Origin of the sequence: Bradyrhizobium canariense (assembly GCF_018130465.1) — a bacterium.
GTDB classification, from domain to species: domain Bacteria; phylum Pseudomonadota; class Alphaproteobacteria; order Rhizobiales; family Xanthobacteraceae; genus Bradyrhizobium; species Bradyrhizobium canariense_C.
Genome location: NZ_JAFCKJ010000003.1, coordinates 499,254 through 525,593, shown reverse-complemented (window position 1 = coordinate 525,593; position 26,340 = coordinate 499,254). Strand labels below are relative to the sequence as shown.

Annotated in this window: 25 protein-coding genes; 8 read left to right on the top strand and 17 right to left on the bottom strand. The window is 65.6% G+C overall.

Annotated features, from left to right (window positions below; all coding sequences use genetic code 11):
* Nucleotides 1-80: 80 nt before the first annotated feature.
* A complete protein-coding gene (locus JQ591_RS11265; RefSeq protein WP_211396056.1) occupies nucleotides 81-692 on the bottom strand; it encodes a BA14K family protein in 612 nt (203 codons plus the stop codon).
* A gap of 246 nt (nucleotides 693-938) precedes the next feature.
* Between JQ591_RS11265 and JQ591_RS11260 the strand changes: the two genes are divergently transcribed.
* Nucleotides 939-1,346: an NADH:ubiquinone oxidoreductase subunit NDUFA12 gene (locus JQ591_RS11260; RefSeq protein ID WP_211396055.1), complete on the top strand. Its 408-nt coding sequence runs from the start codon at nucleotides 939-941 to the stop codon at nucleotides 1,344-1,346.
* A gap of 598 nt (nucleotides 1,347-1,944) precedes the next feature.
* On the opposite strand, the gene JQ591_RS11255 is transcribed toward JQ591_RS11260, so the two are convergent.
* Nucleotides 1,945-2,631, bottom strand: a complete 687-nt coding sequence (locus JQ591_RS11255) for a DJ-1/PfpI family protein (protein ID WP_211396054.1) — start codon at nucleotides 2,629-2,631, stop codon at nucleotides 1,945-1,947.
* Between the two features lie 92 nt (nucleotides 2,632-2,723).
* Between JQ591_RS11255 and JQ591_RS11250 the strand changes: the two genes are divergently transcribed.
* Nucleotides 2,724-3,665: a GlxA family transcriptional regulator gene (locus tag JQ591_RS11250; RefSeq protein ID WP_211396053.1), complete on the top strand. Its 942-nt coding sequence runs from the start codon at nucleotides 2,724-2,726 to the stop codon at nucleotides 3,663-3,665.
* 47 nt (nucleotides 3,666-3,712) lie between these two features.
* On the opposite strand, the gene JQ591_RS11245 is transcribed toward JQ591_RS11250, so the two are convergent.
* The 3 genes from JQ591_RS11245 to JQ591_RS11235 form a co-directional block, all read right to left on the bottom strand.
* Entirely contained in the window at nucleotides 3,713-4,228 is a 516-nt protein-coding gene (locus JQ591_RS11245; protein WP_249136762.1) for a bleomycin resistance protein, read from the bottom strand.
* Nucleotides 4,229-4,361: 133 nt separating this feature from the next.
* The gene (locus tag JQ591_RS11240) at nucleotides 4,362-5,378 is read right to left on the bottom strand and encodes a Na+-dependent transporter (protein WP_211396052.1); all 1,017 of its coding nucleotides are present in this window, start codon (nucleotides 5,376-5,378) and stop codon (nucleotides 4,362-4,364) included.
* 14 nt (nucleotides 5,379-5,392) lie between these two features.
* Nucleotides 5,393-6,340 carry an alpha/beta hydrolase gene (locus JQ591_RS11235; protein ID WP_211396051.1) on the bottom strand — a complete coding sequence of 316 codons (948 nt, stop codon included), beginning with the start codon at nucleotides 6,338-6,340 and terminating at the stop codon, nucleotides 5,393-5,395.
* Nucleotides 6,341-6,572: 232 nt separating this feature from the next.
* On the opposite strand from JQ591_RS11235, the gene JQ591_RS11230 reads away from it, so the two are divergent.
* Nucleotides 6,573-7,622, top strand: a complete 1,050-nt coding sequence (locus tag JQ591_RS11230) for a DUF2155 domain-containing protein (protein WP_211396050.1) — start codon at nucleotides 6,573-6,575, stop codon at nucleotides 7,620-7,622.
* A 36-nt stretch (nucleotides 7,623-7,658) separates the two neighbouring features.
* On the opposite strand, the gene aat is transcribed toward JQ591_RS11230, so the two are convergent.
* The 10 genes from aat to JQ591_RS11180 all read right to left on the bottom strand — a co-directional run bounded on the left by aat (nucleotide 7,659) and on the right by JQ591_RS11180 (nucleotide 17,615).
* The gene (gene aat, locus JQ591_RS11225; protein ID WP_211396049.1) at nucleotides 7,659-8,339 is read right to left on the bottom strand and encodes a leucyl/phenylalanyl-tRNA--protein transferase; all 681 of its coding nucleotides are present in this window, start codon (nucleotides 8,337-8,339) and stop codon (nucleotides 7,659-7,661) included.
* Nucleotides 8,340-8,389: 50 nt separating this feature from the next.
* Nucleotides 8,390-9,493, bottom strand: a complete 1,104-nt coding sequence (locus JQ591_RS11220; protein ID WP_211396048.1) for a sensor histidine kinase — start codon at nucleotides 9,491-9,493, stop codon at nucleotides 8,390-8,392.
* Nucleotides 9,490-9,930: a response regulator gene (locus tag JQ591_RS11215; protein WP_211396047.1), complete on the bottom strand. Its 441-nt coding sequence runs from the start codon at nucleotides 9,928-9,930 to the stop codon at nucleotides 9,490-9,492. Before JQ591_RS11215 ends, JQ591_RS11220 begins: the two co-directional genes overlap by 4 nt.
* Nucleotides 9,927-11,441: a sensor histidine kinase gene (locus JQ591_RS11210; RefSeq protein WP_211396046.1), complete on the bottom strand. Its 1,515-nt coding sequence runs from the start codon at nucleotides 11,439-11,441 to the stop codon at nucleotides 9,927-9,929. Before JQ591_RS11210 ends, JQ591_RS11215 begins: the two co-directional genes overlap by 4 nt.
* Nucleotides 11,442-11,549: 108 nt before the next feature.
* Nucleotides 11,550-12,908: an acetyl-CoA carboxylase biotin carboxylase subunit gene (accC, locus tag JQ591_RS11205; protein WP_211396045.1), complete on the bottom strand. Its 1,359-nt coding sequence runs from the start codon at nucleotides 12,906-12,908 to the stop codon at nucleotides 11,550-11,552.
* A 60-nt stretch (nucleotides 12,909-12,968) separates the two neighbouring features.
* Entirely contained in the window at nucleotides 12,969-13,457 is a 489-nt protein-coding gene (accB, locus tag JQ591_RS11200; protein WP_211396044.1) for an acetyl-CoA carboxylase biotin carboxyl carrier protein, read from the bottom strand.
* Nucleotides 13,458-13,492: 35 nt separating this feature from the next.
* Nucleotides 13,493-13,960 carry a type II 3-dehydroquinate dehydratase gene (gene aroQ / locus JQ591_RS11195; protein WP_211396043.1) on the bottom strand — a complete coding sequence of 156 codons (468 nt, stop codon included), beginning with the start codon at nucleotides 13,958-13,960 and terminating at the stop codon, nucleotides 13,493-13,495.
* Between the two features lie 256 nt (nucleotides 13,961-14,216).
* A complete protein-coding gene (locus JQ591_RS11190) occupies nucleotides 14,217-15,068 on the bottom strand; it encodes a DUF1236 domain-containing protein (protein WP_211396042.1) in 852 nt (283 codons plus the stop codon).
* Between the two features lie 264 nt (nucleotides 15,069-15,332).
* Complete coding sequence (locus JQ591_RS11185) at nucleotides 15,333-16,100, bottom strand: DsbA family protein (RefSeq protein ID WP_211396041.1); 768 nt, start codon at nucleotides 16,098-16,100, stop codon at nucleotides 15,333-15,335.
* A gap of 111 nt (nucleotides 16,101-16,211) precedes the next feature.
* Entirely contained in the window at nucleotides 16,212-17,615 is a 1,404-nt protein-coding gene (locus JQ591_RS11180) for a M48 family metalloprotease (protein ID WP_211396040.1), read from the bottom strand.
* A 205-nt stretch (nucleotides 17,616-17,820) separates the two neighbouring features.
* Here JQ591_RS11180 and JQ591_RS11175 point away from each other — a divergent pair, with 205 nt between their 5' ends.
* The 3 genes from JQ591_RS11175 to JQ591_RS11165 all read left to right on the top strand — a co-directional run bounded on the left by JQ591_RS11175 (nucleotide 17,821) and on the right by JQ591_RS11165 (nucleotide 21,115).
* Nucleotides 17,821-19,008 (top strand): pyridoxal phosphate-dependent aminotransferase, encoded by a 1,188-nt coding sequence (locus JQ591_RS11175; RefSeq protein WP_211396039.1) that lies wholly within the window; start codon nucleotides 17,821-17,823, stop codon nucleotides 19,006-19,008.
* A gap of 133 nt (nucleotides 19,009-19,141) precedes the next feature.
* Nucleotides 19,142-19,696: a biotin transporter BioY gene (locus JQ591_RS11170; protein ID WP_211396434.1), complete on the top strand. Its 555-nt coding sequence runs from the start codon at nucleotides 19,142-19,144 to the stop codon at nucleotides 19,694-19,696.
* An 84-nt stretch (nucleotides 19,697-19,780) separates the two neighbouring features.
* Nucleotides 19,781-21,115, top strand: a complete 1,335-nt coding sequence (locus JQ591_RS11165; protein ID WP_211396038.1) for a dicarboxylate/amino acid:cation symporter — start codon at nucleotides 19,781-19,783, stop codon at nucleotides 21,113-21,115.
* A 29-nt stretch (nucleotides 21,116-21,144) separates the two neighbouring features.
* Here the strand turns inward: JQ591_RS11165 and JQ591_RS11160 are convergent, their stop codons facing one another.
* On the bottom strand, nucleotides 21,145-22,023 hold the full coding sequence (locus JQ591_RS11160; protein WP_211396037.1) for an SDR family oxidoreductase: 879 nt from the start codon (nucleotides 22,021-22,023) through the stop codon (nucleotides 21,145-21,147).
* A 103-nt stretch (nucleotides 22,024-22,126) separates the two neighbouring features.
* Between JQ591_RS11160 and JQ591_RS11155 the strand changes: the two genes are divergently transcribed.
* Nucleotides 22,127-22,963, top strand: a complete 837-nt coding sequence (locus tag JQ591_RS11155) for a helix-turn-helix transcriptional regulator (protein WP_211396036.1) — start codon at nucleotides 22,127-22,129, stop codon at nucleotides 22,961-22,963.
* Between the two features lie 60 nt (nucleotides 22,964-23,023).
* A complete protein-coding gene (locus tag JQ591_RS11150) occupies nucleotides 23,024-25,108 on the top strand; it encodes a tetratricopeptide repeat protein (RefSeq protein WP_211396035.1) in 2,085 nt (694 codons plus the stop codon).
* Here the strand turns inward: JQ591_RS11150 and JQ591_RS11145 are convergent.
* The gene (locus JQ591_RS11145) at nucleotides 25,105-26,337 is read right to left on the bottom strand and encodes an NAD(P)/FAD-dependent oxidoreductase (protein WP_211396034.1); all 1,233 of its coding nucleotides are present in this window, start codon (nucleotides 26,335-26,337) and stop codon (nucleotides 25,105-25,107) included. The genes JQ591_RS11150 and JQ591_RS11145 overlap by 4 nt on opposite strands.
* Nucleotides 26,338-26,340 lie beyond the last annotated feature (3 nt).

The following is a 26,340-nucleotide window of genomic DNA, read 5'->3' as shown; positions in this document are numbered from 1 at the left end:
GCGAAACAGGTGAGGCGCACAAATGCGAAAAAGGCGCCGCATCGCTGCGACGCCTTCTTCTTCAAGCGTTGTCGGTGTGCCTACGGGCAGGGGTGACGCTGGCCGTCATAACCGAGATAGGTGCCCGAGCCCGGGTCATAGGATTTGTAGCGCTGCGCGCAATAGCCTGCGGAGTCGCCGCCATCATCGGGCACCACTGCGACCGACGGCTCATCATAGTAGCTGTCGCCATAGTAGTAAGGGTCGTTGTAATAGCCGCCGCCGCCGTAATAGGCGTACGAGCCGAGGCCGCCGATCGCAGCACCCGCCGCGACACCGGGCCAGAATCCGCCGCCGTGATGGCGCCCGCCGCCATGCCAGCGGCCGCCGCCGCCGCCATTCCAGTTTTGCCCTGCGGCTGCGACACTGCGGCCGCCGCCGCTGAAGGCAGCTCCGCCGCTGGGACGCACAGCTGCACCCGCCGCGAAGTTACCACCGCCGCCGCCCATCCGCGCGCCGCCGAAGTTGCCGCCGCCCATGCGGGCGCCGCCGCCGCCGCCGAAATGAGCCCCACCGCCGCCGCCACCGAAGTGAGCGCCGCCGCCACCACCACCACCATGTCCGCCACGACCTTGTTGCGCGAAACTCGGCGTCGCCAGCGGAAGAACCAGCGCCACGACTGCTGCGGCGCTCAAGACTTTCAGACTTTTCATGATCAAAACTCCTTTTCCCGGAAGCAAACCCCATGAAGGGGCTGGAGTTCCTGGGATCACGGCGGTTTGCGTGCGAGGACAAGCTTTCATGGAGACGCTGTATCCGGCATGAACGGATCGCGTCCGATTTGCGGCAGCGTCTCTGCCGTCAGGCCGCATCTGCAGCGGGACACCGCCGCACCCGCCGAACTGGACATTTCGCCGTCCGGATGGCATCACGACCCGACGAAGCAGGGCCCTTGCCGCATGAAACAATTCTTCCTCAAGTTCTTCACCTGGTGGAATGGCCAGACTTTTGGCACCCAACTCTGGACCAAGCGCTATGGCGAGCTGGTCGGCCAGGACGAGCAGGGCAATCTTTATTATCGCACCCGCGGCGGGGTGATCGACCCGGCGCTCGGCTTCGAGCGGCGCTGGGTGGTCTATAACGGCTATGCCGAGGCCAGCCGTATCCCGCCGTCCTGGCACGGCTGGATGCATCACACCGTCGACGTGCCCCCGACGCAGGAGAATTACCAGCCGCGCGAGTGGGAAAAGCCGCACCAGCCGAATCTCACCGGCACGGCCAACGCCTACCGTCCCTCGGGTTCGACGCTCGCCAGCGGCAAGCGGCCGAAGGCGACCGGCGACTATCAGCCCTGGACGCCTAGCTAGGCTTCCGATTGCAGGACCCTCATGGTGAGGAGCGCGGAACGCGCATCTCGAACCATGAAGGCCCGGCTCCCGCCGCAGCCATCCTTCGAGACGACCGCTTCGCGGTCTCCTCAGGATGAGGTCGGAGCGTATTGGATGCACCCGCATCCGCCTGACCCTGCTGTGGACAACGGGAACAGCGGGGATGATTCCTGCGCGCTCGTTGCAACCATGCGAGCGATGCGGCTCAATGGTCCCATCTTACGGAGATGGGAGACCATCGCGTTCGGTTCGGGCAACAGTTCGCGACTGTCCCGAAATGCAGCGGCCGCCGACCAGGACTCGATCGGGAGATAGGCCCCCGGTCCGGAAGCTCCGAAATCGCCCGATGAAATGTGCGGTCGCCGTAAGACAGGAAAGGCCGCTCGGGAAACCGGGCGGCCTTTTTCTTTGGTGGAGGACTGCGTGACTTTCTCGTGTCCCGGACGCGGCGCGGCATGAAATGACGCACGCAGAGCCGGGACCCAGCCACTTGCTCGAGCTACTGGGCCCCGGCTCTGCAGCGCACCGCTGAAGAAGCGCTGCGCTGCGTCCGGGGCACGAGATTCACCGAAGCGAACTACATCATCCGCTCGGCTGCGCGCTTCACCGCTTCCAGGCGGCGGGCCTGGTTTTGGGCGCCACGCTCTTTCAGCAACGCGAGCACCTCCGCGGGCGCGGTATCGGGCGAGCCCGCATTGAACGGCGGGGCCGGATTGTATTCGAGCTGAAGCTGGATCGCCTCGGCGGTGGTGCGATCGACCATGATCGACACCAAGGTCAGCGCGAAATCGATTCCTGCGGTGACGCCGCCGCCGGTGATGCGATTGCGGTCGACGCAGACGCGCGTCTTGGTCGGCGTCGCGCCGAACTGGCCCAGCATCTCCATCGCGCTCCAATGCGTGGCGGCGCGGTAGCCCTTCAGGAGGCCGGCGGCGCCGAGCGCCAGCGATCCCGTGCAGACCGAAGTGACGTATTTGGCGCCTTCGGCTTGCCGACGCAGGAAACCGAGCACCTCCTCGTCATTGAGCAGATCGTTGGTGCCGCCGCCGCCGGGCACGCAGATCACGTCGAGTTGCGGGCAATTGGCGAATGTCGTGGTCGGCATCAGCGTCAGCACGGAATCGCTCGGCACCGGCTCGATCCGTTTCCAGATCAGGTGCAGTTTTGCGCCGGGCACGGAGGAGAACACCTGCAAGGGTCCGGTAAAATCGAGCTGGGTGACGCGCGGAAACACCAAAAGTCCGATCTGGAGCGGTGACGACATGAAGGCCTCCAACTATGAGCTTGACGCCGGCAAATTGGCATGATGCCCTTCTGTCCAAAATGGCATATTTCCCTCACTTTCGGACTTGACCAATGATCGGCATCCTGATCTTCCCGGATTTCCAGTTGCTCGATGCGGCAGGCCCGATCTCGGTGTTCGAGATCGCGGCACGCTGCATGGGCAAGACGACGACCGGGATCCGGGTGCTGGCGCTGAACCCAGGGCCTGTGCGGAGCTCCTCCGGCGTGGAGATGATGGCGCGCGATCTCAAGTCGGCGAATGCGATCACGACGCTGGTCATCGCGGGCGGCGCAGGCGTCACGGACGCCGCGCGCTGCGAGATCACGCGCGCCTTCGTGCAGCGATCGGCCAAGCGCGGCGTGCGGGTCGCGAGTGTCTGCTCGGGCGCCTATGTGCTGGCCGAAGCGGGCCTGCTCGACGGCCGCCGCGCCACCACGCATTGGGGCCGGACGCGCGATTTCGTCGCGCGCTATCCCAAGGTGAAGTTCGAGCCGGACCAGATTTTCACGCACGACGGTCATGTGTGGACGTCGGCAGGCATCACCGCAGGCATCGACCTCGCGCTCGCGATGGTCACCGAGGACCATGGCGAGGAGATCGCGCAGCAGGTTGCGCGTCAGCTTGTGCTGTATCATCGCCGCAGCGGCGGCCAGTCGCAGTTCTCATCGCTGCTGGAATTGAAGGCGCCGAATGGCCGGTTCGGCGCGCTGCTGTCCTGGGCGCGTGAGAATCTCGACAGCCGGTTGACGGTCGAAGATCTCGCCGACCGCGCCGGCATGAGCGCGCGGCATTTTGCCCGCGCCTTTGCCGCCGAGACCGGTACGACGCCGTCGAAGGCGATCGAGCGCTTAAGGATCGAGGTCGCGCGCGAACGCGTGCAGTCTTCGCGCGAGGCGATCGAGCTCGTTGCGGAAGCGACCGGCTTCGGCGATCCCGAGCGGATGCGGCGCGCCTTCATCCGCGCCTTCGGCCAGCCGCCGCAAGCGCTGCGGCGCGCGGCAAGGGCAGGGTAGGGCGTGCTCGTAAGGGAGGATCCAAGTGGGATTGCTGGGTCGAAAAGCTATCTTTTTCCCAAGTCTTGCGCGAAGCGCAGAAGGTAGCCGTCGGGGTCCTGCACCAGAAACTGCCTGTTGCCTCGCTCCTCACCGGCGATCCGATACCAGGCATCGTGACATTCCCTGTAGAGCGGCCATTCTGCATTTTTTAAAGCGTCGAGAAGTGGCGCGACGGAGCCGACAAAGATTTGGAAGTTGATACCGCGCCCCAGTGGTCGTTCTAAAATACCAGTTTGCCAATGACCATTGTGCTGGCTGAGCATGACCTGCGCACCCTGAAACTCCAAGTACACAAATCGACTTTCAGGCCGCTGATAAGCGATCCGGAAGCCGAGGATATCACACCAGAATGTTATGCTCTGATGCAGGTCAAACACATCCATTTCCGGGACCAGGTGAGCAAAGCCGCCAGTGGGCAATCTATCTTCTGACACAGCCATAGCCTGCAAAGACCTCGCTCGTTTTGTGCCCGCGGCAGATTTCGCGATTTCATATTGAGGATACGCAATCAAAGCAACCATCGCAGCGTTGGGGATGACACTCCAGCGTATAGACATAGGCCGTGGACGCGGTGTCGGCTTATGGCCCTTAGCCGACCTGCAAAATCGAGTCTGCTTGCGAGGGAGAGCGGACAAGTCATGCCCTGCGTGCCGATCAGCCTGACGTGGCGGTGCTGTCCGTTGCCGTAGTGCCAGAGGTCTTCGCCCGCGCCGTCAAACGCCGCGCGATCGGCATCAGCATGTAGGGCGCCAGGTGAATCGGAAACTGCGTCATCGCGAAATAGAGCCAGGTGGTGGGCGGCAGCGCGCCGGCGGTCGCCGCCAGCATCAGGCCGAGATTGCGCTGTGACACCATCAGGCCGAGCGCCAGCGCGCGCTCGTAGCCGATGCGGCGGAACAGCAGCGTGGTGATCGCGAGCAGCGTGAAATAGATCGCGAAGGCGAGAGCTGCGAAGCCGATGGTGAAGATCGGCCGGGCGACGAGATCGCTCGCGACATCGCCCATGATCGCGGTCGCGAAAATCAGCAGGATGATGATGTTGAAGCCGTCGATCGGCTGCCTGTGGCGCTGAATCGCGGCCGCGCCGAACACCCATCGGATCACGGTCGCGGCAAGCAGCGATGCCGCGAGGATGCCGAGCAGCTTCAGCCCCAGCGCAAGTGGCGAGATGCTGAGCATGCCATCGAGGAAGAGGCTTGCGAACAGCGACGCCGTGAAGGGCACCAGCGCCGTCGCGGTCACCAGCGTGACCAGCACGAGCGTGGCATCGAGGCCCATCAATGCGGCCAGCGCCGGCGAGGCCATCATCGGCGAGGCCATGCTCTGGAGCATCAATGCCAGGGCAAGGTCGGGCGAGCGCGCGGTGAGCCCGGTGACATGGACGATCAGCCCGACGATCACAGGCACGCCGATCATGGTCCAGGCGGTCGCGGTCGCGACCAGCGCCGGCCGGCGCAAATGGCCGTAAAGCGCGGCGAGATCGACCCGCATGAAGGAGATGCAGAGCAGAACGAAGATCGCCTCGGTGACGTAGGGGCGCAGCAGCGCCCCGAGCGGCGGCACCGCGAGCGCGATGAACACGACGGCGGCGACCGCGCGGGTGCCCTGGCTGCCGAGCCATGTCAGCCCGCGCAGGGGAAGGGCGAAGAGGTTTTGAAGGACGGATGGCATGCGGGACGTCGGCGTCAGCCCAATCCCTTCAACCACGCGCCGATCTCGTTGACGGCGATATTGGCCTGCTTGAGCAACTTGCCCATCGTGAAGAAGCCGTGGAATTGGCCGGGATAGTGCTTGTACGCCACGGGCACGCCGGCTTGCCTGAGGCGCGCGGCATATTCGTCGCCTTCGTCGCGCAAGGGATCGGCGCCGGCGGTCAGCACATAGGCCGGCGGCAGGCCGGCAAGGTTTTTCGCCCGTGCCGGCGAGGCGCGCCAGTCGTGGATATCGGCGGCGCCATTGAGGTAATGGTCGCGGAACCAGCGGATCACTGAATGCGTCAGCAACACGCTGGTCTCGGGCTCGCTGTGGGAGCCGTGCGTCATGGCGAAATCGGTCGCGGGGTAGATCAGCAACTGGCCCGCGATCGCAGGACCGTTGCCGTCGCGCGCAGCGAGCGCGACCACTGCGGCAAGATTGCCGCCGGCGCTGTCGCCGCCGATCGAAAGCCTGGAGGCGTCGATACCGAACTCGCGGGCGTTGGCGGCGACCCATTTGGTCGCGGCGATGGCGTCATCGGTGGCGGCGGGAAATTTGTGCTCGGGCGCGAGGCGGTAGTCCACCGAGATCACGACCAGCGCGCCGGCGTCGGCGAGCTGCCGGCAGACGACGTCATGGGAGTCGAGATCGCCGATCACCCAGCCGCCGCCATGGAAGAACACCAGCGCCGGGGACAAGCCGTCATGCCGGCGTGGCTCCTTGGGAACATAGAGGCGCGCGGGAATGGCGCCGTGCGCTGCCGGGATCGACAGCGGCGTGACGCGCGCGAGTTCCGGTGGCTCGGGATTGGTCGCAAAGCGCGCCTGCGCGTAATAGGCCCGCGCTTCCGGTGCGGTCAGGGTCTCGTAGGCGGGGCGGCCAGCCTCCTGGAAGGCCTTGTAGACGGCGGCGGCATCGGGATCGAGCACAACGGGCATGGGCAGGCGACCTCTGGGTTTCCGATGATGGTTGGATGTCGTTTTCGGGGGCGATGCCCGCCTCGACCCTTTGGATACCCTTGGTTTGGATACCCCTGGGAAGGGTCTTCAACTATCCCACCCGGGGGCCGATCTGGCCAGACCGGGCCGGGAAGGGCAGGGATGCCGCCCTTCCCCCGCCGTATTCGCCGTGTTAACCGGATGGCCTGCGAGCGGCGGTATCCCCTGTAGAATGTCCAGCAAGCCCGATTCGCTGTTGAAGCCGCGCGAGATGTTTCGAACATTTACCCTGACAGGTCTTGCGGCGCTTCTGGCCGCCACTGCACTGACGGTTGCGACACCGGCGCAGGCGCAGATCGGCACGATCTTCTCCGATCCGCCGCCGCTGCGGCCGCCCGGCACGATTCCGCGTGGCCAGCCCCAGCCGCAGCAGATCCCCGACGACGACGAAGAGGTGCCGGAGCTGCCGCCGCAGGGCCGTGTGCTGCCGTCGCGTCCGATGGCGCCGCCGCCGGGCCGGCAGGGCAACGTGATGCCGGGGCCGGTCGAGACCCAACCTCTGGCACCGCCGCCCGGTTCTAGCGTCGCTCCGCCAAACCAGCCGCCGTCCGTCGCGGTCGCTCCGCCCAATCCGCAAGGCGCCCCGCAGCCGGGTGCGCCCGGTCAGCGCCAGCCGCAACAGAAGGGCGGGCCGGGCGGCGCGGTGCCACAGACGCCGGCGAGCCTTCAGCCCGGCGACGAGGTCGTCACCGAACCGCCGGCCCAGAAGATCGTGAACAAGAAAGCGACCTTCTCCGGCCTCGACAAGATCACCGGGCGCATCATCAATTTCGACGAGGATATCGGCGAGACCGTGCAATTCGGTGCGCTGCGCGTCAAAACCAACGCCTGCTACACGCGGCCGGCGACCGAGGCCGCCAACACCGACGCCTTCGTCGAGGTCGACGAGATCACCTTGCAGGGTGAGGTGAAGCGCATCTTCTCGGGCTGGATGTACGCGGCAAGTCCGGGCCTGCACGGCGTCGAGCACCCGATCTACGATATCTGGCTCACCGACTGCAAAGAGCCGCAGCAGACCATCGCGACCGCTGCACCGGATCCCGGCACCAAGCCGCCGGCGCCGCCACCGCCCGCGCAGAAGAAGGCCGCGCCCAAGCAGGCCGTGCAGCAGCGTCCGCCGCAGCCGTTGCCGCCGATCCAGCAGCAGCAACCGGCACCGCCGCCACCTCCGCCGCCCGAGCAGCGGCCGGGTCTGTTCGGTATCCCGGGGTTTGGCCGCTAGGCCAAATCCCCAGGGTTCGGCCGGTAATATCCCTGACTATTGCCGCGAGGCGATGATCTCGAGTGCGCGCGCGCCCGGGATCGCTTCACCGGACGAGAGCCTCAGGAAATCGCCGGGCTCGCCGGCGAGCGCCTTGTCGAGCAGCGCGGTGTAGCGCCGCCGCGAAATCTCGGCCGCGCCGAAACTCTTCAGGTGCTCGGTGACGTATTGGGTGTCGAGCAGCTCGAAGCCGCCATGGATGAGCCGCGCGACCAGGTGCACCAGCGCGACCTTGGAGGCATCGCGCGCGGTGTGAAACATGCTCTCGCCGAAAAAGGCGCGCCCCAGGCTGACGCCGTAAAGCCCGCCGACGAGGTCCTCGCCCTGCCAAGCCTCGACGCTGTGGCAATGGCCGAGCTCGTACAGGCCGCCATAGAGGTCGCGGATGCGCTTGTTGATCCAGGTGTCCTCGCGCCCCGCCTGCGGCGCGGCGCAGCCGGCGATCGTGGCCTTGAAGGCGGTATTGACGGTCACGCGAAATGAATCCGAACGCACGGTGCGCGCGAGCCGCGAGGCCACGCGAAATCCGTCGAGCGGGATGACCCCGCGCAACTCCGGCTCGACCCAGAACAGGGTGGGATCATCGGCGCTTTCGGCCATCGGAAAGATGCCGCAGGCATAGGCGCGCAGCAGCACGGCTGGCGTGATTTCAGACGGGGCAGAGTCGCGCGAAGTCATGGCTCGCCACAATAGCAGGATCGCAATGCGGTTGCGATGGGCGGTGTGGATCAGTTCGCCGCGGCAGCACTCGGCTTGCCGGCGGCAGCCGGTAGACGGTGGAACCGCAACATGATGCGGGTTCCGGAATGGGTGGGGTCGCGCTCGACCGAAGCGTCGAGCTTGGTGGCCATGGCCGCGACGATGCGCTGGCCCATGCCGGTGGAGCGCGGATCGGCCTTGACGTTGTCGCCGACGCCATCGTCGGAGATCGACAGCAGCAGATCATCGCCCTGCGAGGTCAGCTCGACATGGATCGGGCCGGCGCCGTCGGGGTAGGCGTATTTCACCGCGTTCATCACCAGCTCGTTGACGATGATGCCGACGGCGACCGCACGGTCCGGATCGATCTCGATCGGTTCGGCCTTCAGCGTCAGGCGCGACATCCGGTTGCCCTCGGCCGAGCGGCGCAAATCCTCGAGCAGGGAGTCCAGGTACTGGTTCAGCACCACGCTCTTGAGGTCCTGCGAGGTGTAGAGGCGGCGGTGCACCTGCGCGACCGCGGCGACGCGGCCCATCGCATTGGTCAACGCCGCCTTGACCTCGTCCTGCGCGGCGGAGCTTGCCTGCAGATGCAGCAGCGAGGCGATGATCTGGAGCGAGTTGCCGACGCGGTGATTGACCTCGCGCAACAGCATTTCGCGTTCGGCGGCAAGGGCCGCGTAGCGGTCGCGCGAGGCATGGATTTCGGCTTCGGCTTCCTCGCGGGCCTTCTGCAATTCGGCCTGGCGCAGCGCGCCGTCGGCTGCGACGTGAAGCAGGGGGATGAAGTCGCCCTTGACGTCCTTGACGAGATAATCGGCCGCGCCCGCTTTCAGTGCCGTCACTGCGATGCTGGAATCCTGCGCGGCGGTGACGAAGACCACCGGCGGCGCGCCCGGTATTGCCATGATCTGCTCCAGCGTCTCCAGCCCGTCGAGGCCGGGCATGTACTGGTCGAGCGCCACGACGTCGATGCCGCCGGTGGTGCCCGCGCGGCGGATGAGCTCGAGGCCTTCCTCGCCGCTTGCGGCGTGAACGACCTTGTAGCCGCGCCGTGTCAGGCCGCGATCGACCAGGCGCGCCAGCGCGCCGTCGTCGTCGATGTAGAGCAGTGTCGGCGTGCGCTGGTTCATGAGGCGGCGGGCGGGACCTGGATGACCGAGAAGAACAAGCCGAGCTGCCGGATGGCATTGGCGAAATTCTCGTAGTTCACGGGCTTGGTGATGTAGACGTTGCAGCCGAGCTCGTAGCAGCGCTTGATTTCCTGGGAATCGTCGGTGGTGGTCAGCACCACCACGGGCGAGGCCTTCAGATATTTGTTCTCCTTGATCTGCTTCAGGATGTCGATCCCGGTCATGTCGGGGAGGTTGAGATCGAGCAGGATCAGGAGCGCATTGCCCTTCTGCACGAGCCCGCTGCCGTCGGCTCCGAACAGGTGCTTCATCGCATCCGTGCCGTTGGCAAAGGAGATGATCTCGTTGTTGACGCCGGACCTTCGGATGTTGCGCTCGATCAGCCGCGCGTGTCCCTCGTCGTCCTCGATCATGATGATGCTGACGGGTTGAGTCATTGATCAACGTTCCGGTTGCTGGCGTTCCAGGTGATGGGCAGCGTGATGGTGAACGTGCTGCCCGTATTCAGTTCCGATGATACCGACATGGTGCCGCCGAGGCGACGCACAAGTGCACGCACGTGCGCAAGACCGATACCCTGACCGGGCTTGTCCTGGGTTCCCGCGCGGCGAAACAGGTCGAATATGCGCTGATGATCCTTCGGATCGATCCCGCGGCCGTTATCGCTGATCTCGAAGATTGCGTAGCCGAGCTTGGTGCGGCCGCGGATTCTGATCTCGCCGGGAGCGCCGGCCTTGAGATATTTGATGGCGTTGTCGATTAGATTGGAGAAGATCTGCTCCAGCGCCAGGCGATCGCTGACGAGATCGGGCAGGGGGGCGACATGGATCTCGGCCTGCGCCTCGGCGGCCTGATGCGCCAGCGTCGACACGATCGCTTCGATCAACCCGCGCGTGTCGATCTTTTCCGGCTGGAACTCGCGCCGGCCCTCGCGGGTGAGATTGAGGATCGCCGAGATCAGGCGGTCCATCTTGGCGATCGACGACTTGATGAAGCCCAGCGCTTCGGAAAAATCCGCTGAAAGCTGCTTGTCGGGACCTTCGAGCGCGGCCTCGCCCGGCAGCGGCGGCCCGTCGGCCGGGACATGAGTAAGGCCGCCGATGCGGCGGAAAATGTCGCCGCCGAGCTCTTCGAGTTCGCTGGTGAAGCCCATGATGTTGACGAGTGGCGAGCGCAGATCGTGGCTGACGATATAGGCAAAGCGCTGGATCTCGTTGTTGGCTTCGCGCAGATCGGCCGTACGTTCGTCGACCACGGCCTCCAGATTGACGTTGGCATCGCGCAGGCGCGCCTCGGCATCGTCACGGGCAAGGGCCGAGCGCCGCACCAGCCAGATCGAGATCAGGGCCAGCAGCACGACGAGGCCGGAGCCGATGCCGGTCATCGACGCGGCGAGGGTCTGGCTGCGGTCCGAATTGACCGTTCGGAGCCGGAACAGGCGTTCCTCCTCCTGGATCATCACCGTCGCGACATTGGCGATCGCGGCTGTGGCGTCCGTGGAGGCGAGCTCGCGGACCAGCGCTACGGCCTTCTCCGGCTCGCCCCGGCGGCTGAAATCCATCTCCTGCACGAACTGGCCGAGCCGGGTCTCGATGGCCGCGCTCAGCTTCTCGATGTTTTGGCGTTGCGCCGGATTGTCGCCGGTCAGGCGCGTGAGCTTGTCGAGAGCCGGGATGATGGCCGCCACGGCCTTGTCGTGGTCGACCTGAAAATCCGCCGCTTGCGTCAGGAGGTAGCCGCGGGCGGCGCTCTCGGCACGCCGGATTTCCAGCAGGAGGGCGTTGATCTGGTTCTCCGCCTCGATGGTGTGAACCACCCATTTGCTGTCGTCTCTCGCCTTGTTGACGAGATAGACGGAGCCGGCGCTGATCACGGTCAGCACCAGCAGTCCCGCCGCGAACAGCAGGATCTGCCAAAATGTACGCCGTCGCTGCGTGGCAGCGGTCACGACGGTCTCGCCTGATCAGGCATCGTGGAATTCAAAACGCCCCCTCGGAACTGTCCCCCATCGTCCAAGAACGCGATTGGGGCCAAAGGGTTCCATGGGGAGGGAGGACTACCCCGGGGCGGGTTCCGCCTTGCCGGCTAGATATTGTTCCAGCCAGTGGATGTGGTAGTCGCCGTTGATGATGTCGTCTTCGCGCACCAGCGCGCGGAACAGCGGCAGGGTGGTCTCGATACCCTCGACCACCATCTCGTCCAGCGCCCGGCGCAGCCGCATCAGGCACTCGCCGCGGGTCTTGCCGTGCACGATCAGCTTGCCGACGAGCGAGTCGTAATAAGGCGGGATCGTGTAGCCCTGATACACCGCGGAATCGATCCGCACACCGAGCCCCCCGGGCGGGTGATATTGCGTGATGCGGCCGGGCGAAGGACGAAAGGTCTGCGGATTCTCGGCGTTGATGCGGCACTCGATCGCGTGGCCGATGACCTGGACGTCTTCCTGCCTCGCCGGCAGATCGCCGCCGGCGGCGATGCGGATCTGCTCCAGCACGAGGTCGATGTCGGTGATGCTCTCGGTGACGGGATGCTCGACCTGGATGCGCGTGTTCATCTCGATGAAGTAGAACTCGCCGTCCTCGAACAGGAATTCGATGGTGCCGACGCCGAGATATTTCATCTCGCGCATCGCTTTGGCGCAGGTCTCGCCGATCTTGGCGCGTGCAGCCGCGGTCAGCACGGGCGAGGGGCCTTCCTCCCAGACCTTCTGGTGGCGCCGCTGCAGCGAGCAGTCGCGTTCGCCAAGATGAATCGCGCCGCCGCGGCCGTCGCCGAGGATCTGGATCTCGATGTGGCGCGGCTTCTGGAGATATTTTTCGAGGTAGACGGAGGCATCGCCGAAGGCGGACTTGGCCTCGTTGGCGGCCGTCGACAGCGCGACCTGAAGATCGGCCTCGCTCTGGGCCACCTTCATGCCGCGACCGCCGCCGCCGGCTGCGGCTTTGACCAGCACGGGGAAGCCGATCTTCCTGGCGATCGCCATCGCGTCGTCGTCGGGGCCGACCCCTCCGTCGGAGCCGGGCACCACGGGAATGCCGAGCTTCTTGGCCGTCCTCTTGGCCTCGATCTTGTCGCCCATCAGGCGGATGTGCTCGGCCTTTGGGCCGATGAAATGCAGATTATGCTCGGAGAGGATTTCCGCGAAGCGCGCGTTCTCCGACAGGAAACCGTATCCGGGATGCACGGCGTCGGCACCGGTGATCTCGCAGGCCGCGAGCAGCGCGGGCACGTTGAGATAGCTGTCCTTGGACGCCGGTGGCCCGATGCACACGCTTTCGTCCGACAGGCGCACATGCATGGCATCGGCGTCGGCGGTGGAGTGCACGGCGACGGTCGCGATCCCGAGCTCCTTGCAGGCCCTGAGGATGCGAAGGGCGATCTCGCCGCGATTGGCTATGAGGATCTTGTCGAACATGGTGTCCTTAAGGGACTGACGCGCGGGAAGCGGCGAGGGCGATGGGACCCCTTTCGACCGTCACTCAATGATCACGAGCGGCTCGCCGTACTCGACCGGCTGGCCGTCCTCGATCACGATCTGCGTCACCGTGCCGGCGCGCGGCGAGGGGATCTGGTTCATGGTCTTCATGGCTTCGATGATCAGCAGCGTCTGGCCGACCGAGACCTTGCTGCCGACCTCGATGAACGGCTTGGCGCCGGGCTCCGGCGCCCAATAGGCGGTGCCGACCATCGGCGAGGTCACGGCGCCGGGATGCTTCGACAGGTCGGCGGCGGCAGGCGCGGCGGCAGCTGCGGCCGTCTGGAGGGCGGCGGGGGCGGCCGCCATCTGCATCGGCATGGTCGCGGCGACGCTGATGTTGCGGGCGACGCGCAGGCGCAGGCCGGCACGCTCGATCTCGATTTCGGTGAGGCTGGTCTCATCGAGCAGCAAAGCGAGCTCGCGGACGAGGGCGGAATCCTCGCTGGAAAATTTTGCGGCTGCTTTGTCGTCTGGCTGGCGCGCCATGTTGTTTGATCCGAATGTTCTGTGTGAAGGGAGCGTCAGGCTTTGGGCTTGATGCCGAGCTTGGCGGCAAGGCCCTGGATGGCGAGGCGGTAGCCCTCGATGCCGAAACCGCATAGCGAGGCGAAGGCCGCGCGCGCGGTGTAGGAGTGGTGACGGAAATTCTCGCGGGCGTGGATGTTGGTCACGTGCACTTCGACCGTCGGGATCTGCACCGCGAGCAGCGCGTCGTGCAGGGCAATCGAGGTGTGCGAATAGCCGCCGGCATTGATGATGATGCCCTTCATCTTGCGGGCGTGTGCCTCGTGGATGAAGTCGATCAGCTCGCCTTCGCGGTTGGACTGCCGGCAGTCGGCCTTGAGGCCGAAGGTCGCAGCCGTGTCCCGGCACAACGCTTCCACGTCGGCCAGCGTCGCGTGGCCGTACTTCTCGGGCTCGCGCGTCCCCAACATGTTGAGGTTCGGCCCGTTGAGAACGAGGATCGTGTCGGTCGCGAGTTCGGTCATTCCTATCCCGGCAGGTGCTTCGGCGTGGCGGGGGTTATAGGTAACAAAGCGGCCTAGGGGAAGCCTTGAAGGACCTGCGAGAGGCCTTCAGGGACCTCATCCTGGGTGCAAAAACCTGTGCGGAAGCTACGGAAATTGCTTGTTAACCAGTTCTAATCGTGGCTGCCGGGCCGGACCGGTGGGGCAGGCCGCCCCATAGGCCAAAAGCCCCTGCCGATCTCTCGGCAAGGGCTCATTTGGGCATCAGCGAGGCAGCTTAGCCTTCGATGATGTACACGATCTCGCGCGTCTGAGGACGGACGATCACGTACTGGCCGTGGACGAAGATCACTTCATAGCCACGCCACTCCGGGTAGATTTCCACGATCCGGGGCGGCAGCGGATGGAAGCGGACCGACGCCGGGATCGCGGTGCCGACCGAGATGTTGAAGTTGACGTTGGTGGTCTCTTCGATCTTGGTCGACTTGATCGCCGTCGAGATCTGGCTCCGCTTCTCGGGAGGCGGCGCAGAAGCGGTCGCGGAGGCGGTGCCGGTCGTGGTCTGGGACTTGGTGTCCGTGCCCTTGGTCTCCGCGCCCTTGGTCTGGGCGTTCATGTTGCCGCTCTTAGTGTCAGTCTCCGTGCTCTTGGACTTGTCGGTCTGGGACTTGTCCATCGTGCTCTTCGACTTGTCCGGCGCGGACTTGTCCTGTGCGGCCTTGTCGTGCGCGGACTTGTCCTGCGTGGACTTGTCTTGAGTGCTCTGGGCGTGCTCACCCTTCGCCGCGCCGGCCTTCTCGTCAGCCGCGTTCTTGTTCATCGCGCCGGACTTATCCATCCCGCCGGACTTCTCCGTAGCGCCGGATTTCTCCATCGCGCCAGACTTCTCCTCGGCTGCTCCGCCGGGCTTCATGGCGCCGCCGGCCTGACCGACGGTGCCCTTCTCGGGAGCGGCTTCCTTGCCCATCGCGCCACGTTCAGCCGCGCCGCCCGAGGGCTGCGAGTGCTGCGTCGGCTGCGCACCAGCGCCACCACCGCTGTCGCGGTTCATGGTGCCCTGTGCATTCGCAAGACCGGTGCCGGCGATAAGCGCGATCGCGGCAACCGAGATCATAAAGCGGTTAGACATTGAATTCTCCTCACGTGTTTCGTGTTTATTGCGTCATTGCCCGCGCCGACAACGAAAGCAGGTATCAGGAGTTCCGGAACATTGAGGGTTCCGCGGCATTTGTTTGTTGAACGCCAGATGAATGCGCGCGCCGGGTTTTCGGCGCAATGAAAAGGCCGGCTTCTCAGCCGGCCTTGCGTCATGATTGATGTCGGGAATGCGATCGGCAGGTCGTTGTTAGCAAGTCGCCTTGTTAGCAAGTCGCCTTGTTAGCAGGTCGCCTCGTTAGCAGGTCGCCTTGCCGCAGCGTGCGACGCCGATCTTTTCCTTGAGGCTTTCGAGGCCGACGGCGCCGATGACGATCTGCTTGCCGATCACGTAGCTCGGCGTGCCGTTCATGCCCATCGCTTCGGCGAGCTTGAAGTTCTCCTCGATGGTGCTGCGCACCTCGGCGCTGCCGATGTCCTTCTCGATCTTCGCGGTGTCGAGACCGGCTTCCTTGGCCGCCTGCAGCGCGCGCGCCTTGTCGGCCGCGCCACGGCCGCCGAGCAGCTTCTGATGGAAATCGAGATATTTCTTGCCGGAGGGATCCTGCATCCGCACGGCAACGGCGACCTGGGCTGCTTCGACCGAGCCCTGGCTCAGCACCGGAAACTCCTTCAGCACCACCTTCAGCTTCGGATCGCCTTTCATGAGGTTGAGCATGTCGTCCATCGCGCGCTTGCAGTAGCCGCAATTGTAGTCGAAGAACTCGACGAAGGTGACGTCGCCGTCTTTGTTGCCGAGTACGACCTGGCGCGGCGAGTTGAAGATCGCATCGGAATTCTGCGCGACGCTGGCCTCGTGCTTCTGCGTCTCAGCCGCGGCCTGACGCTTGGTGAGCTCGGTCATCGCTTCCTCGAGCACCTCGGGATGGGTGACGAGGTAGTTCTTGATGATCGCCTCGATGTCGGTGCGCTGGGCATCGGAGAAGCTGTCGGCCGACGCGGGCGCGGCTGCGCCGAACATGGCGAGCGCAAACAGCGCGGGAGCAAGCAGGCGCAGCGAAGGCATAGGCAAATCCTCTTATCCAAAGCAGGTTTCGGAAAACGTCCCGGCGGACTTAGGTTCGGTGTCGTGACGTCGTGGCGTAAGGCGTGGTCGTGTAAGGTCGTTTTGGTCTTGTCAGTTGCGCGGCGGTTTTGACGCCACGATGTCGTCGGCCTTGACCCATCCGGGCGTGCCGACGGCGAAACGGGTTTTCGCGCGCGTCGCAAGCTCGCGGGCGGTCTTGTTGTCGCCGCGCAGATAAGCGGCCTGCGCCGACGCCAGATCCGCCTCGGCATAGTCGCCCTTCCGGCCATAGGCCATCGCGAGCTGCATGTAGCCGAGGGCGGCCTCCGGTTCCCGTGCCACCGCGGCCCGGAGAATCCGAACGGCGTCGTCGGTGTAGGCCTTATTATCGGACCCAACCAGAGCCTGCCCAAGTAACATCTCGATGAGGGGCGCGTTGTTCGAAAGTGCGACAGCCTTGCGCAGGGCAGGGATCGCCTCGGCCGGCTTGCCGCCCTCCAGCAGGGCTTGGCCGCGCACCTCGTAAAAATACGCATTGTTGGGCTGGACCTGGATCAGCGCGTCGATCTGGGCGAGCGCGCTGCGCAAATCCCCGTGCAGATAGGTGCTGATGGCGCGGGCGTAGCGCGCCGGCATGCTGTCGTTGGTCAGGGGATAGCGGCGGTACACCGTCTCCGGCCGCTCCATGAAGGCGGAGATCTTGGCGCGTACCATGTCGTGGCGGAGCTGGAGCGCGGGATCGTCCTTCTTGTCCCAATATGGGCTGGCGCTGGCGAACTCCTGGAGTGAAGCGACGCGCTCGGCGGGCATCGGATGCGACTGGAGATAGGGATCGGCGCCGCGTGCGGCGAACAGGCTCTCGCTGGTGAAGCGCTTGAAGGTCTCGTACATGCCCTTCGGCGACTGCTGGGTCGCAGTCAGGAACTTCACGCCGGCGCGGTCGGCGTTCTCCTCCTGCTGGCGCTGGTAGGACAGCAGCGTACGGCGGATCATCTCCTGCGGGCCGGCGAGGGCGGCGGCTCCGGCATTGGCAAGGCCATTGTTGCCGGCGCTGCCGCTGCCGCGGGTGCTGCCCACGGCCATCGCGCCGGCGCCGAGCAGCATCGCGATAATCATCTGGGTCTGGGCGTTGGCGAGCTGCTCGCGCAGCTTGGACAGATGGCCGCCGGCCAGATGCCCGGTCTCGTGCGCGAGCACGCCGATGATCTGGTTCGGCGTCTCCGACTGCAGGATTGCGCCGTAATTGACGAAGATGCGGCGTCCGTCCGCGACGAACGCGTTGAACGAGCCTTCGTTGACGATCACCATCTGGATGTTCTGCTTCTCCAGACCGGCGACGCGCAGGATCGGCCGCGTGTATTCGCGCAGGAGCTGCTCGGTCTCGGTGTCGCGCAGCACCGGCGGCCCCTTCATCTGCGCCTGCGCCGCCGGCAACGGCAGCATCGTGATCGCAGCCGCCGTGACGAGGGCGGTGAGAGCGGTGGCCTTCTTGCGCAATGCGATCTGGAGCAACATCAAGCGGTCTGGGTCAAACGGTCTTGTCGGTAGGTTTGGTCAAGCAGTTTCGTGATTGGTTTTGGCGATTGGCGGCGGACCGGATACGCGATATGCCCCTTTGAGCCGTACCCCTAATGAGCCGTACAATGCGGCCAGTCTGGGGCGCAAGCACCCCGTTTCCCGGGTCGGACAGATCGGCCCGCCAGCGAAATAGCAGAAATCGATGCACGATGCGACATTGAGGAACCGGTTGGGGCAGTGGCTCGCGCCCTCCCGCCGCAGCGATGTTCCCCCGTTCATGGTGATGGACGTGATGGCCGCGGCGGCCCGAATCGAGGCGGCCGGGGGCCATGTCATCCACATGGAGGTTGGCCAGCCCGCCGCCGGCGCGCCGAAGACCGCGATTGCGGCCGCCCATGCGGCGCTCGAGGCAGGGCGGATCGATTATACCTCCGCGCTCGGCATCCCCAGCCTGCGCGAGCGCATCGCGCGGCACTATCGCGATTCCTATGGCTGTGACGTCAGTCCCGAGCGGATCGTGGCGACCACCGGCTCCTCCGGCGGGTTCATTCTGGCTTTCCTGGCGATGTTCGAGCCGGGCGACCGCGTCGCCGTGACGGTGCCGGGTTATCCGCCGTACCGTCATATCCTCACCGCGCTCGGCTGCGAGCCGGTGCTGATCGAGACCACGAACGAGACGCGCCATGCGCTGACCGGCGAGGCGCTGCTGGCCGCCCATCGCAAGGCGCCGCTGAAGGGCGTGCTGGTCGGCAGCCCCGCCAATCCGACCGGGACGATGATGTCCCGCGAGGCGCTCGCCGGCCTGATCGCGGCGGCGGAAGACGCGGGCATCCGTTTCATCTCGGACGAGATCTATCACGGGCTCGACTACGCGTTTCCCGCGGTGACGGCGGCGGCGCTGTCGGACCACGCGCTCGTGATCAACTCGTTCTCGAAGTATTTCTGCATGACGGGCTGGCGCGTCGGCTGGATGGTCGTGCCCGAGATTCTGGTTCGGCCGATCGAGCGGCTGCAGCAGAACCTGTCGATCTCGGTGCCGTCGCTGTCGCAGATCGCAGCCGAAGCGGCCTTCGACGGCGCGGCCGAGATGGAGGAGATCAAGCACGGTTATCAGGAAAACCGGCGCATCCTGATCGAGGGATTGCCCAAGGCCGGCCTGACCAGGTTTCTGCCGGCCGACGGCGCATTCTATCTCTATGCGGACGTCTCGGACTTCACCTCCGACAGTTTCGAATTCGCCAAGCAGATGCTCGAACAGGCCCATGTCGCGGTCACGCCGGGCCTCGACTTCGATCCCATCCATGGTCGTTCCTTCATACGGCTCTCGTATGCGCGTTCGGCAGCGGAGATGCGGGAAGCAGTTGACCGGATCGCTCACTGGCTTAAATAGCCGCCAGTTTTCGACAGCCGTTGCGAAAACAGCCTTTCGAAACCAGCCTTTCGAAAACAGCCCTGCGGAGTTCAACTTGCCCGATCGTTCCCTCCCGTCTGCCGCCACTCTGCACTCTTCTCTTGCCGCATTGATGTGGCCAGTCCGGCCGGGTGAAACCGTCGGCGCCTTGCGCGCTGTCGTGCTGATTGCGCTCGGCACCGCATTGATTGCGCTGTCAGCCAAGGTGAACCTGCCGCTGCCTTACGTGCCCATGACATTGCAGACGCTGGTCGTGTTGATGATTGGCGCCGCCTATGGCTGGCGGCTTGGCAGCGCAACCATGATCGCCTACCTCGCCGAGGGCGCGATGGGCCTGCCGGTGTTCGCCGGTCCGGTCGGTGGAATTGCACCGCTGGTCGGCCCGACCGCGGGCTATCTGTTCGGCTTCATTGGCGCCGCCTTCGTCACCGGCTGGCTCGCCGAGCGTGGCTGGGATCGCAGTGTGGTGCTGCTGTTTGCGGCCATGGCCGTCGGCCACATCTTCATTCTGGCCGCGGGCTTTGGCTGGCTGGCCTTCGGCCTCGGGCTGGGCGCCGCGAAGGCGTGGCAGGTCGGCCTGATGCCGTTCGTTGCGGCGTCGCTGGTCAAGAACGCGCTGGGCGCGACGTTGATGCCGGCGATACGCCGGGTCGTCGATCCCAGGTAAAACGCGCAATAACGAGCAGTTCCAATTGACAGGGCCGGCCAAGTTGATCTTGGCTGGCCCGGCGTTTTGAGGGGGAGTGAAACAATGACGACGACAACGATGGCGGGGGCGCCGGTCGCGCCGCCCGCCGCCAAGCCGTGGTACAAGGTTCTTTATATCCAGGTGCTGATCGCGATCGTGCTCGGCGCCATCGTCGGCTGGCTCTGGCCGTCAGTCGCCACCAACGAGTGGATCAAGGCACTCGGCGACGGCTTCATCAAGCTGATCAAGATGGTGATCGCGCCGATCATCTTCTGCACCGTGGTCTCGGGCATCGCCCATATCCAGGACGCCAAGAAGGTCGGCCGCATCGGCGTCAAGGCGCTGGTCTATTTCGAGATCGTCTCGACCTTCGCGCTGGTGATCGGACTTATCATTGGCAATTTGGTGAAGCCGGGTGCGGGCTTCGGCGGCGCCGCTGCCAACGCGCAGGCCGTCGCCAACTACGCCAAGCAGGCCGAAGGGCAGAAGTCGGTCGACTTCGTGCTGCACATCATTCCGGACACCGTCGTCGGCGCCTTCGCGCAAGGCGAGATCCTGCAGGTGCTGCTGTTCTCGGTGCTGTTCGGCTTCGCCATCATGGGGCTCGGCGAACGCGGCCACACCATCCGCAGCTTCATCGACGACGCCGCGCATGCGGTGTTCGGAGTCATCTCCATCGTGATGCGCGCGGCGCCGATCGGCGCCTTCGGCGCGATGGCCTACACCATCGGCAAGTTCGGCACCGGGGCGATCCTCAACCTGATCGGCCTGATCGCGACGTTCTACGTCACCGCGGCACTGTTCGTGTTCGTCGTGCTCGGACTCATCGCGCGCTTCGCCGGCTTCTCCATCTTCAAGTTCCTCGCCTACATCAAGGACGAGCTGCTGATCGTGCTCGGCACCTCGTCCTCGGAAAGCGCGTTGCCGTCCTTGATGGAAAAGCTCGAGCGCCTCGGCTGCTCCAAGTCGGTGGTCGGCCTCGTGGTGCCCACGGGCTATTCGTTCAATCTCGACGGCACCAACATCTACATGACGCTGGCGACGCTGTTCATCGCTCAGGCGCTGGGCTTCGATCTCTCCTTCGGCCAGCAACTCACCATCCTGGTGGTGGCGATGCTGACCTCGAAGGGCGCCTCCGGTATCACAGGTGCGGGCTTCATCACGCTGGCGGCGACGCTCGCCGTGGTCGATCCGCGCCTCGTGCCGGGCATGGCGATCGTGCTCGGCATCGACAAGTTCATGAGCGAGTGCCGCGCGCTGACCAATCTGTGCGGCAACGGCGTTGCCTGCGTGATCGTCGCCTGGTGGGAGGGCGAGCTCGATCGCGACAAGCTCAACGCCAACCTCGCCAAGCAGATCGATCCGACCGACATGGAAACGGCGGTCACGACGGACTGATCTGCAAAGCTGTCACCGACGGCGCGCCGTCAGATCTTGAAATAAATGGGCTGGTCGAGATCCTCGATCAGCCCTTTTTCTTGCGGCGACCAGCCGAGAGCAGCACGCGTCTTCGCGCCCGAGGTCGGAACGTCGGCGCCCGCGAACTGTGCGAACCAGCCGAAATGCGCGGCCGCTTCCTCGGGCGATTTGGACACGACGGGCACACCGAGCCGTCGGCCGATCACTTCCGCAATCGCCTTGAACGGCACGCCTTCCTCGGCGATCGCGTGATAGTGCTTCATGGTTGCGCCTTGCTCCAGCGCCAGCCGGTAGACGCGCGCGGCATCGACACGGTGCGCGGCGGGCCAGCGGTTGCTGCCATCGCCGACATAGGCCGATACGCCTTTCTGGCGCGCGAGGTTGATCAGGATCGGGACGAAGCCGTGGTCGCCCTCGCCATGTGTGGAGGGTGGAAGACGCACCACGGCTGCGCGGACGCCGGCCAGCGACAGCGCGGTCGATTCCGACACGCGTGGAAAGCGGTGCGCCGATACATCGTCCTCGGTCGCGAGGCGGCCGGGCGCGAGCAGCGCCACGCCGGAGGTGACGATGAGAGGGCGACCGGAACCGTTGAGCTCCTCGCCGATCGCCAGGATCGCGCGGCGGTCGAGCTCGCAATTGTCCAGAAACTTCGAGAAGTCGTGGTTGAAGCCGAGGTGCAGGACGCCGTCCGCCGCGGCCGCGCCGCTGCGCAAGGACGCGTGATCCTCCAGCGACCCGCGATGAACCTCGGCGCCCATCGCGGCAAGCGCCGCAGCTCCCGCGTCGGAACGGGCGAGGCCGGTAACGCGGTGGCCGGCGGCGATCAGGTCCTGAACCACGGCTGAGCCGACGAAGCCGGTGGCGCCGGTGACGAAAACACGCATGAGCAATCTCCAAGAAACCCTGAGAGGGTTGGTGGAGACGACCATCTGCGCTAGGATTATCCAGGTAAAGTAGTGAGATTATAAGGGTATAAAAACTAACAGGATGAACGAGACCGTCGCCAGCGAGAACCTCTTGGGGACCTACCTCAAAGGCCGCCGTACCCGGCTCGATGCCGCCGCGTTCGGCCTCAGCGGCAGCCGCAGGCGGACGCCCGGGCTGCGCCGCGAGGAGGTGGCGCAGCGCGCCAATATCAGCCCGACCTGGTACACATGGCTGGAGCAGGGCCGCGGCGGCGCGCCGTCGGCCGACGTGCTCGACCGCATCGCGCGTGCGCTGATGCTGACCGATGTCGAGCGCGAGCACCTGTTCCTGATCGGCCTCGGCCGTCCGCCCGATGTGCGCTACCAGGCGAACGAAGGCGTCTCGCCGCGGCTGCAGCGCGTGCTCGATGCGCTCGCATTCAGCCCGGCCCTGGTGCGGACGGCCATCTGGGACGTCGTTGCCTGGAACAAGGCCGCAAGCGTCGTGCTGACGGATTACGGCGCGATCCCGCCGGGACAGCGCAACATCCTGCGCTTCATCTTCTGCGATCCGCGCGTCCGTGCCGCGCAATACGACTGGGACAGCGTGGCGCGGTTCGTGGTGGCGGCATTCCGGGCGGACGCCGCGCGCGCGGGCGCGGTTTCGCATGTCGCCGATTTCGTCGATGAGCTCTGCCGCACCAGTCCGGAATTCGCGGCGCTCTGGCGCGACAACGACGTGCGCCATCATGGTGATGGCACCAAGCGGCTGCGACACCCCGTTCACGGCACGATGTCGTTCGAATATTCGAGCTTCAATGTCGAGGGCCGCTCCGATCTCAGCATGATCGTCTACAATCCGGCGACGCCTGAAGATGCCGAGCGGATCAAAAAGTTGCTCGCCGGGCGCGCCGACTGACGGATTTTCCGACCTCGTGCGTTTAACCCGCATCTGACGTTGAAGGGGCGGGCGGGTATCGTGGGCAAGGCGAGCGTCGATCGGATTGTGTTGCAGGCGGCGGAGCATTTTTCGGCAGGTCGGCCCGACCAGGCCGACGCGCTCTGTGCGGAGGTGCTGAGGGCAGAGCCGGATCACTTGCCCGCGCTGCATCTTGCGGCAGTGGCCGCCTTCGTCACCGACCGTGCGGCCGACGGCGCCGCGCTGCTCGGCCGTGTGTTCGACATCGACCCGGAGCACGCGCCGGCACTCGTCACGCTCGGCGATGCGCTTGCGGTGAAGGGCGAGCAGGAGGGGGCGTTGGCGGCGTTCCGGCGCGCCCTGGTCCGGCGGCCGGACGATGCGGGTTTGCACAACAAGCTCGGCGTGACGCTCGGTGAACTCGCGCGGTTCGAGGAGGCTGAAGGCGCCTATCGCCGTGCGCTCGCGCTCGATGCGCATCTGACCCGGGCGTGCTTCAACCTTGCCGTCGTGCTTGCGGAGCAGGGGCGGCTGACGGAAGCGGAGGAGGCTTATCGTGCGCTGATCGCGAGGGAGCCATCCTATCGCGGCGTTTGGCTCAATCTCGGCAATGTCCTTGCAGACCAGAACAAGCTCGACGAAGCTGCGGGCGCGTATCGCCGCGCCCTCGACGCCGATGCGGATGATCCGGGGCTGCTGTGCAATCTCGGCGCCGTGCTCTATCGGCAAGGACTGCTCGAAGACGCCGTTGTCCAATACCGCCGCGCCATTGCGCTCGCGCCGGACAATGGTCAGGCGCTGCGTCTGCTCGGCCTCGTCCTGCATGAGGCCGGTCGCCTGCACGAAGCCGCCGAGATCTACGGGCGGACCTTTGCACTGGATTCATCTGATCACGTGATTGCAAGCAATCTCGGCGCCTGTCTCTCCGAGATCGGCACACTGGATGAGGCGGTCGCCGCCTGCGAGCACGCACTGCTGCTCAAGCCCGATCACGCGCCGGCCTGGACCAATCTCGGCATCATCTTCGAGAAACAGGAGCGCACCGAGGACGCCGTCGCCGCGCACCGATGCGCGGTCGCGGCCGATCCCGTCTACGCCAAGGGGCACGCCAATCTCGCGGTGGCGCTGCGCAACGCCGGCGAAATCGACGCGGCACTGGCGGTCTCGCACCACGCGATCGCGCTCGATCCGGAGCAGCCGCTCGCGCAGTACAACCACGCGCATTTCCTGCTGATGAACGGCGATTTCTCGAACGGGTTCGAGAGCTATCGCTGGCGGCGCAGATGCAAGACGCTGTCGGACGGCGATCCGACGTTGAGCGAGCCGGAATGGCAGGGCGAGCCGCTTCATGGCCGCACATTGCTGCTGTTCGCCGAATACGGCCTCGGCGACGTCCTGCATTTCGTGCGCTACCTGCCGATGGTGGCGGCGAGGGGCGGCAGGATCATCTTGCAGGTGCAGCCCGCGCTCGCCTCGCTGCTGCGGCAACTCCCCGACGTCACCGTGATCCCGCGCGGTGAGGTGCTGCCTCCATTCGACCTGCAAGTGCCGCTGATGAGCCTGCCGCGGATATTCGGCACCACGCTCGATACCATTCCGGCCGACGTCCCGTATCTGCACCCCGATCCCGCAAAACTGTCGCGCTGGCGTTCTGCGCTCGCCGGTGTGAGGGCCTTGAAGGTCGGCGTGGTCTGGGCCGGCAATGCCAGGCACAAGGGCGACCGGCAGCGCTCGCTGTCGGCGGAGGCGGTGTTGCCGCGCCTTGTCATGCCGGGCGTGCAGCTCTACAGCCTGCAAAAGGAGCCGCGGCCCGAAGATGGTCCGGTGCTCGCGTCGCTTGGCAATGACGTCATCGATCTTGCGCCGGCCCTCGGCGATTTCGCCGATACGGCGGCGGCGGTCGCAGCGCTTGATCTCGTCATTGCAGTCGACACATCAGTCGCGCATCTCGCCGGCGCGCTCGGCCGTCCGGTGTGGATGCTCACGCCTTACGCGCTCGACTGGCGCTGGCTGCGCGATCGCGAGGACAGTCCCTGGTATCCGACCATGCGGCTGTTCCGCCAGCGCAGGCCACGCGAATGGGATGATCCGCTGATGCGCCTGTCGGCTGCGCTCGCGGTCCTCGCCGCGAGCGTAGAGGGCTAGAACCGCTCCGGCCGATATGGCGTCGGATCGATCGCAGGCGTTTCGCCGCTCATCATCTCGGCGAGCAGGCGCCCGGTCGCGGGCCCCAGCGTAAAGCCCTGGTGGCCGTGGCCAAAGTTCATCCAGAGGCCGGGATGGCGTGGGGCAGGGCCGAGCACCGGCAGCATGTCGGGCGTGCAGGGGCGGGTGCCGAACCACGGGTCTGGCTCGACGCGCCTGCCGAGGTCGATCAGCTCGCGCGCGGAGGCTTCGGCGCTGGCGAGTTGCACGGGCGTTGCGAGCGCGTCCATGCCGGTCAACTCCGCGCCGGTGGTGATGCGGATGCCTTTGGCCATCGGACCCATGGCGTAGCCGCCGGCCTTGTCGACCAGCGGCAGATCGAGCGAGGCGCCGCCGCTGTAATGCATGTGGTAGCCGCGCTTGCGCACCAGCGGAATGCGATAGCCGAATTTGAGCAGGAGATCGGGCGACCACGGCCCGAGCGTCACGACGGCGTGGGTGGCGTCGATGTGTCCAATGTCGGTCTCGACCGACCAGCCGGTCGCGGTTTGCTGCAAGGTCTGGGCATCGCCAAGCACGATGGTGCCGCCGAGGCGCTCGAACAGATCGGCATAGGCCGTGACCAGCGCGCCGGGATCGGACACGGTCCAGGTGTCGAGCCAATGGATCGCGCCGGGCAGGTCGTCGCGCAGGACAGGTTCGGCCTTGGCGAGCTCGGCTCCCGAGAGCGCACGAAACCTCACGCCGAATTCGCGCTGGTCTTCTTCCGCCGCCTTGACGGCGAGTTCGAACGAAGCTGCGTCGCGATGCAGGTGCCGGTATCCCGCGCGACGGATAAGATTGTCGGCGTGGGCTTCGCGAATGAGGATGTCGTGCTCCGCCGTCGCGTAGGCGATCAGCCGCGCCCAGGCGTCGATCGCCTCGCGATGCCGCGCCGGCGCCGAATGCCACCAATAGCGGAGCAGAGGCTCGATATGGAGATGAAGCGACGACAGGCTGTAACGCACGTCGTTGGTGCGGCCGGTCGCGATCTTCAGGAGCGTGGCGAGGTCGCGCGGCATCGGATAGGGACGGACCGCTTCCGCCTGGATCATGCCGGCATTGCCGTAGCTGGTCTCGCGGCCCGGCTCCCTGCGGTCGATGAGCGTGACGGACCAGCCGCGCTGCCGGAGGTGGAGCGCCGCGCTGACGCCGATCATGCCGCCGCCGAGTACGATCGCGCTTTGCATCGG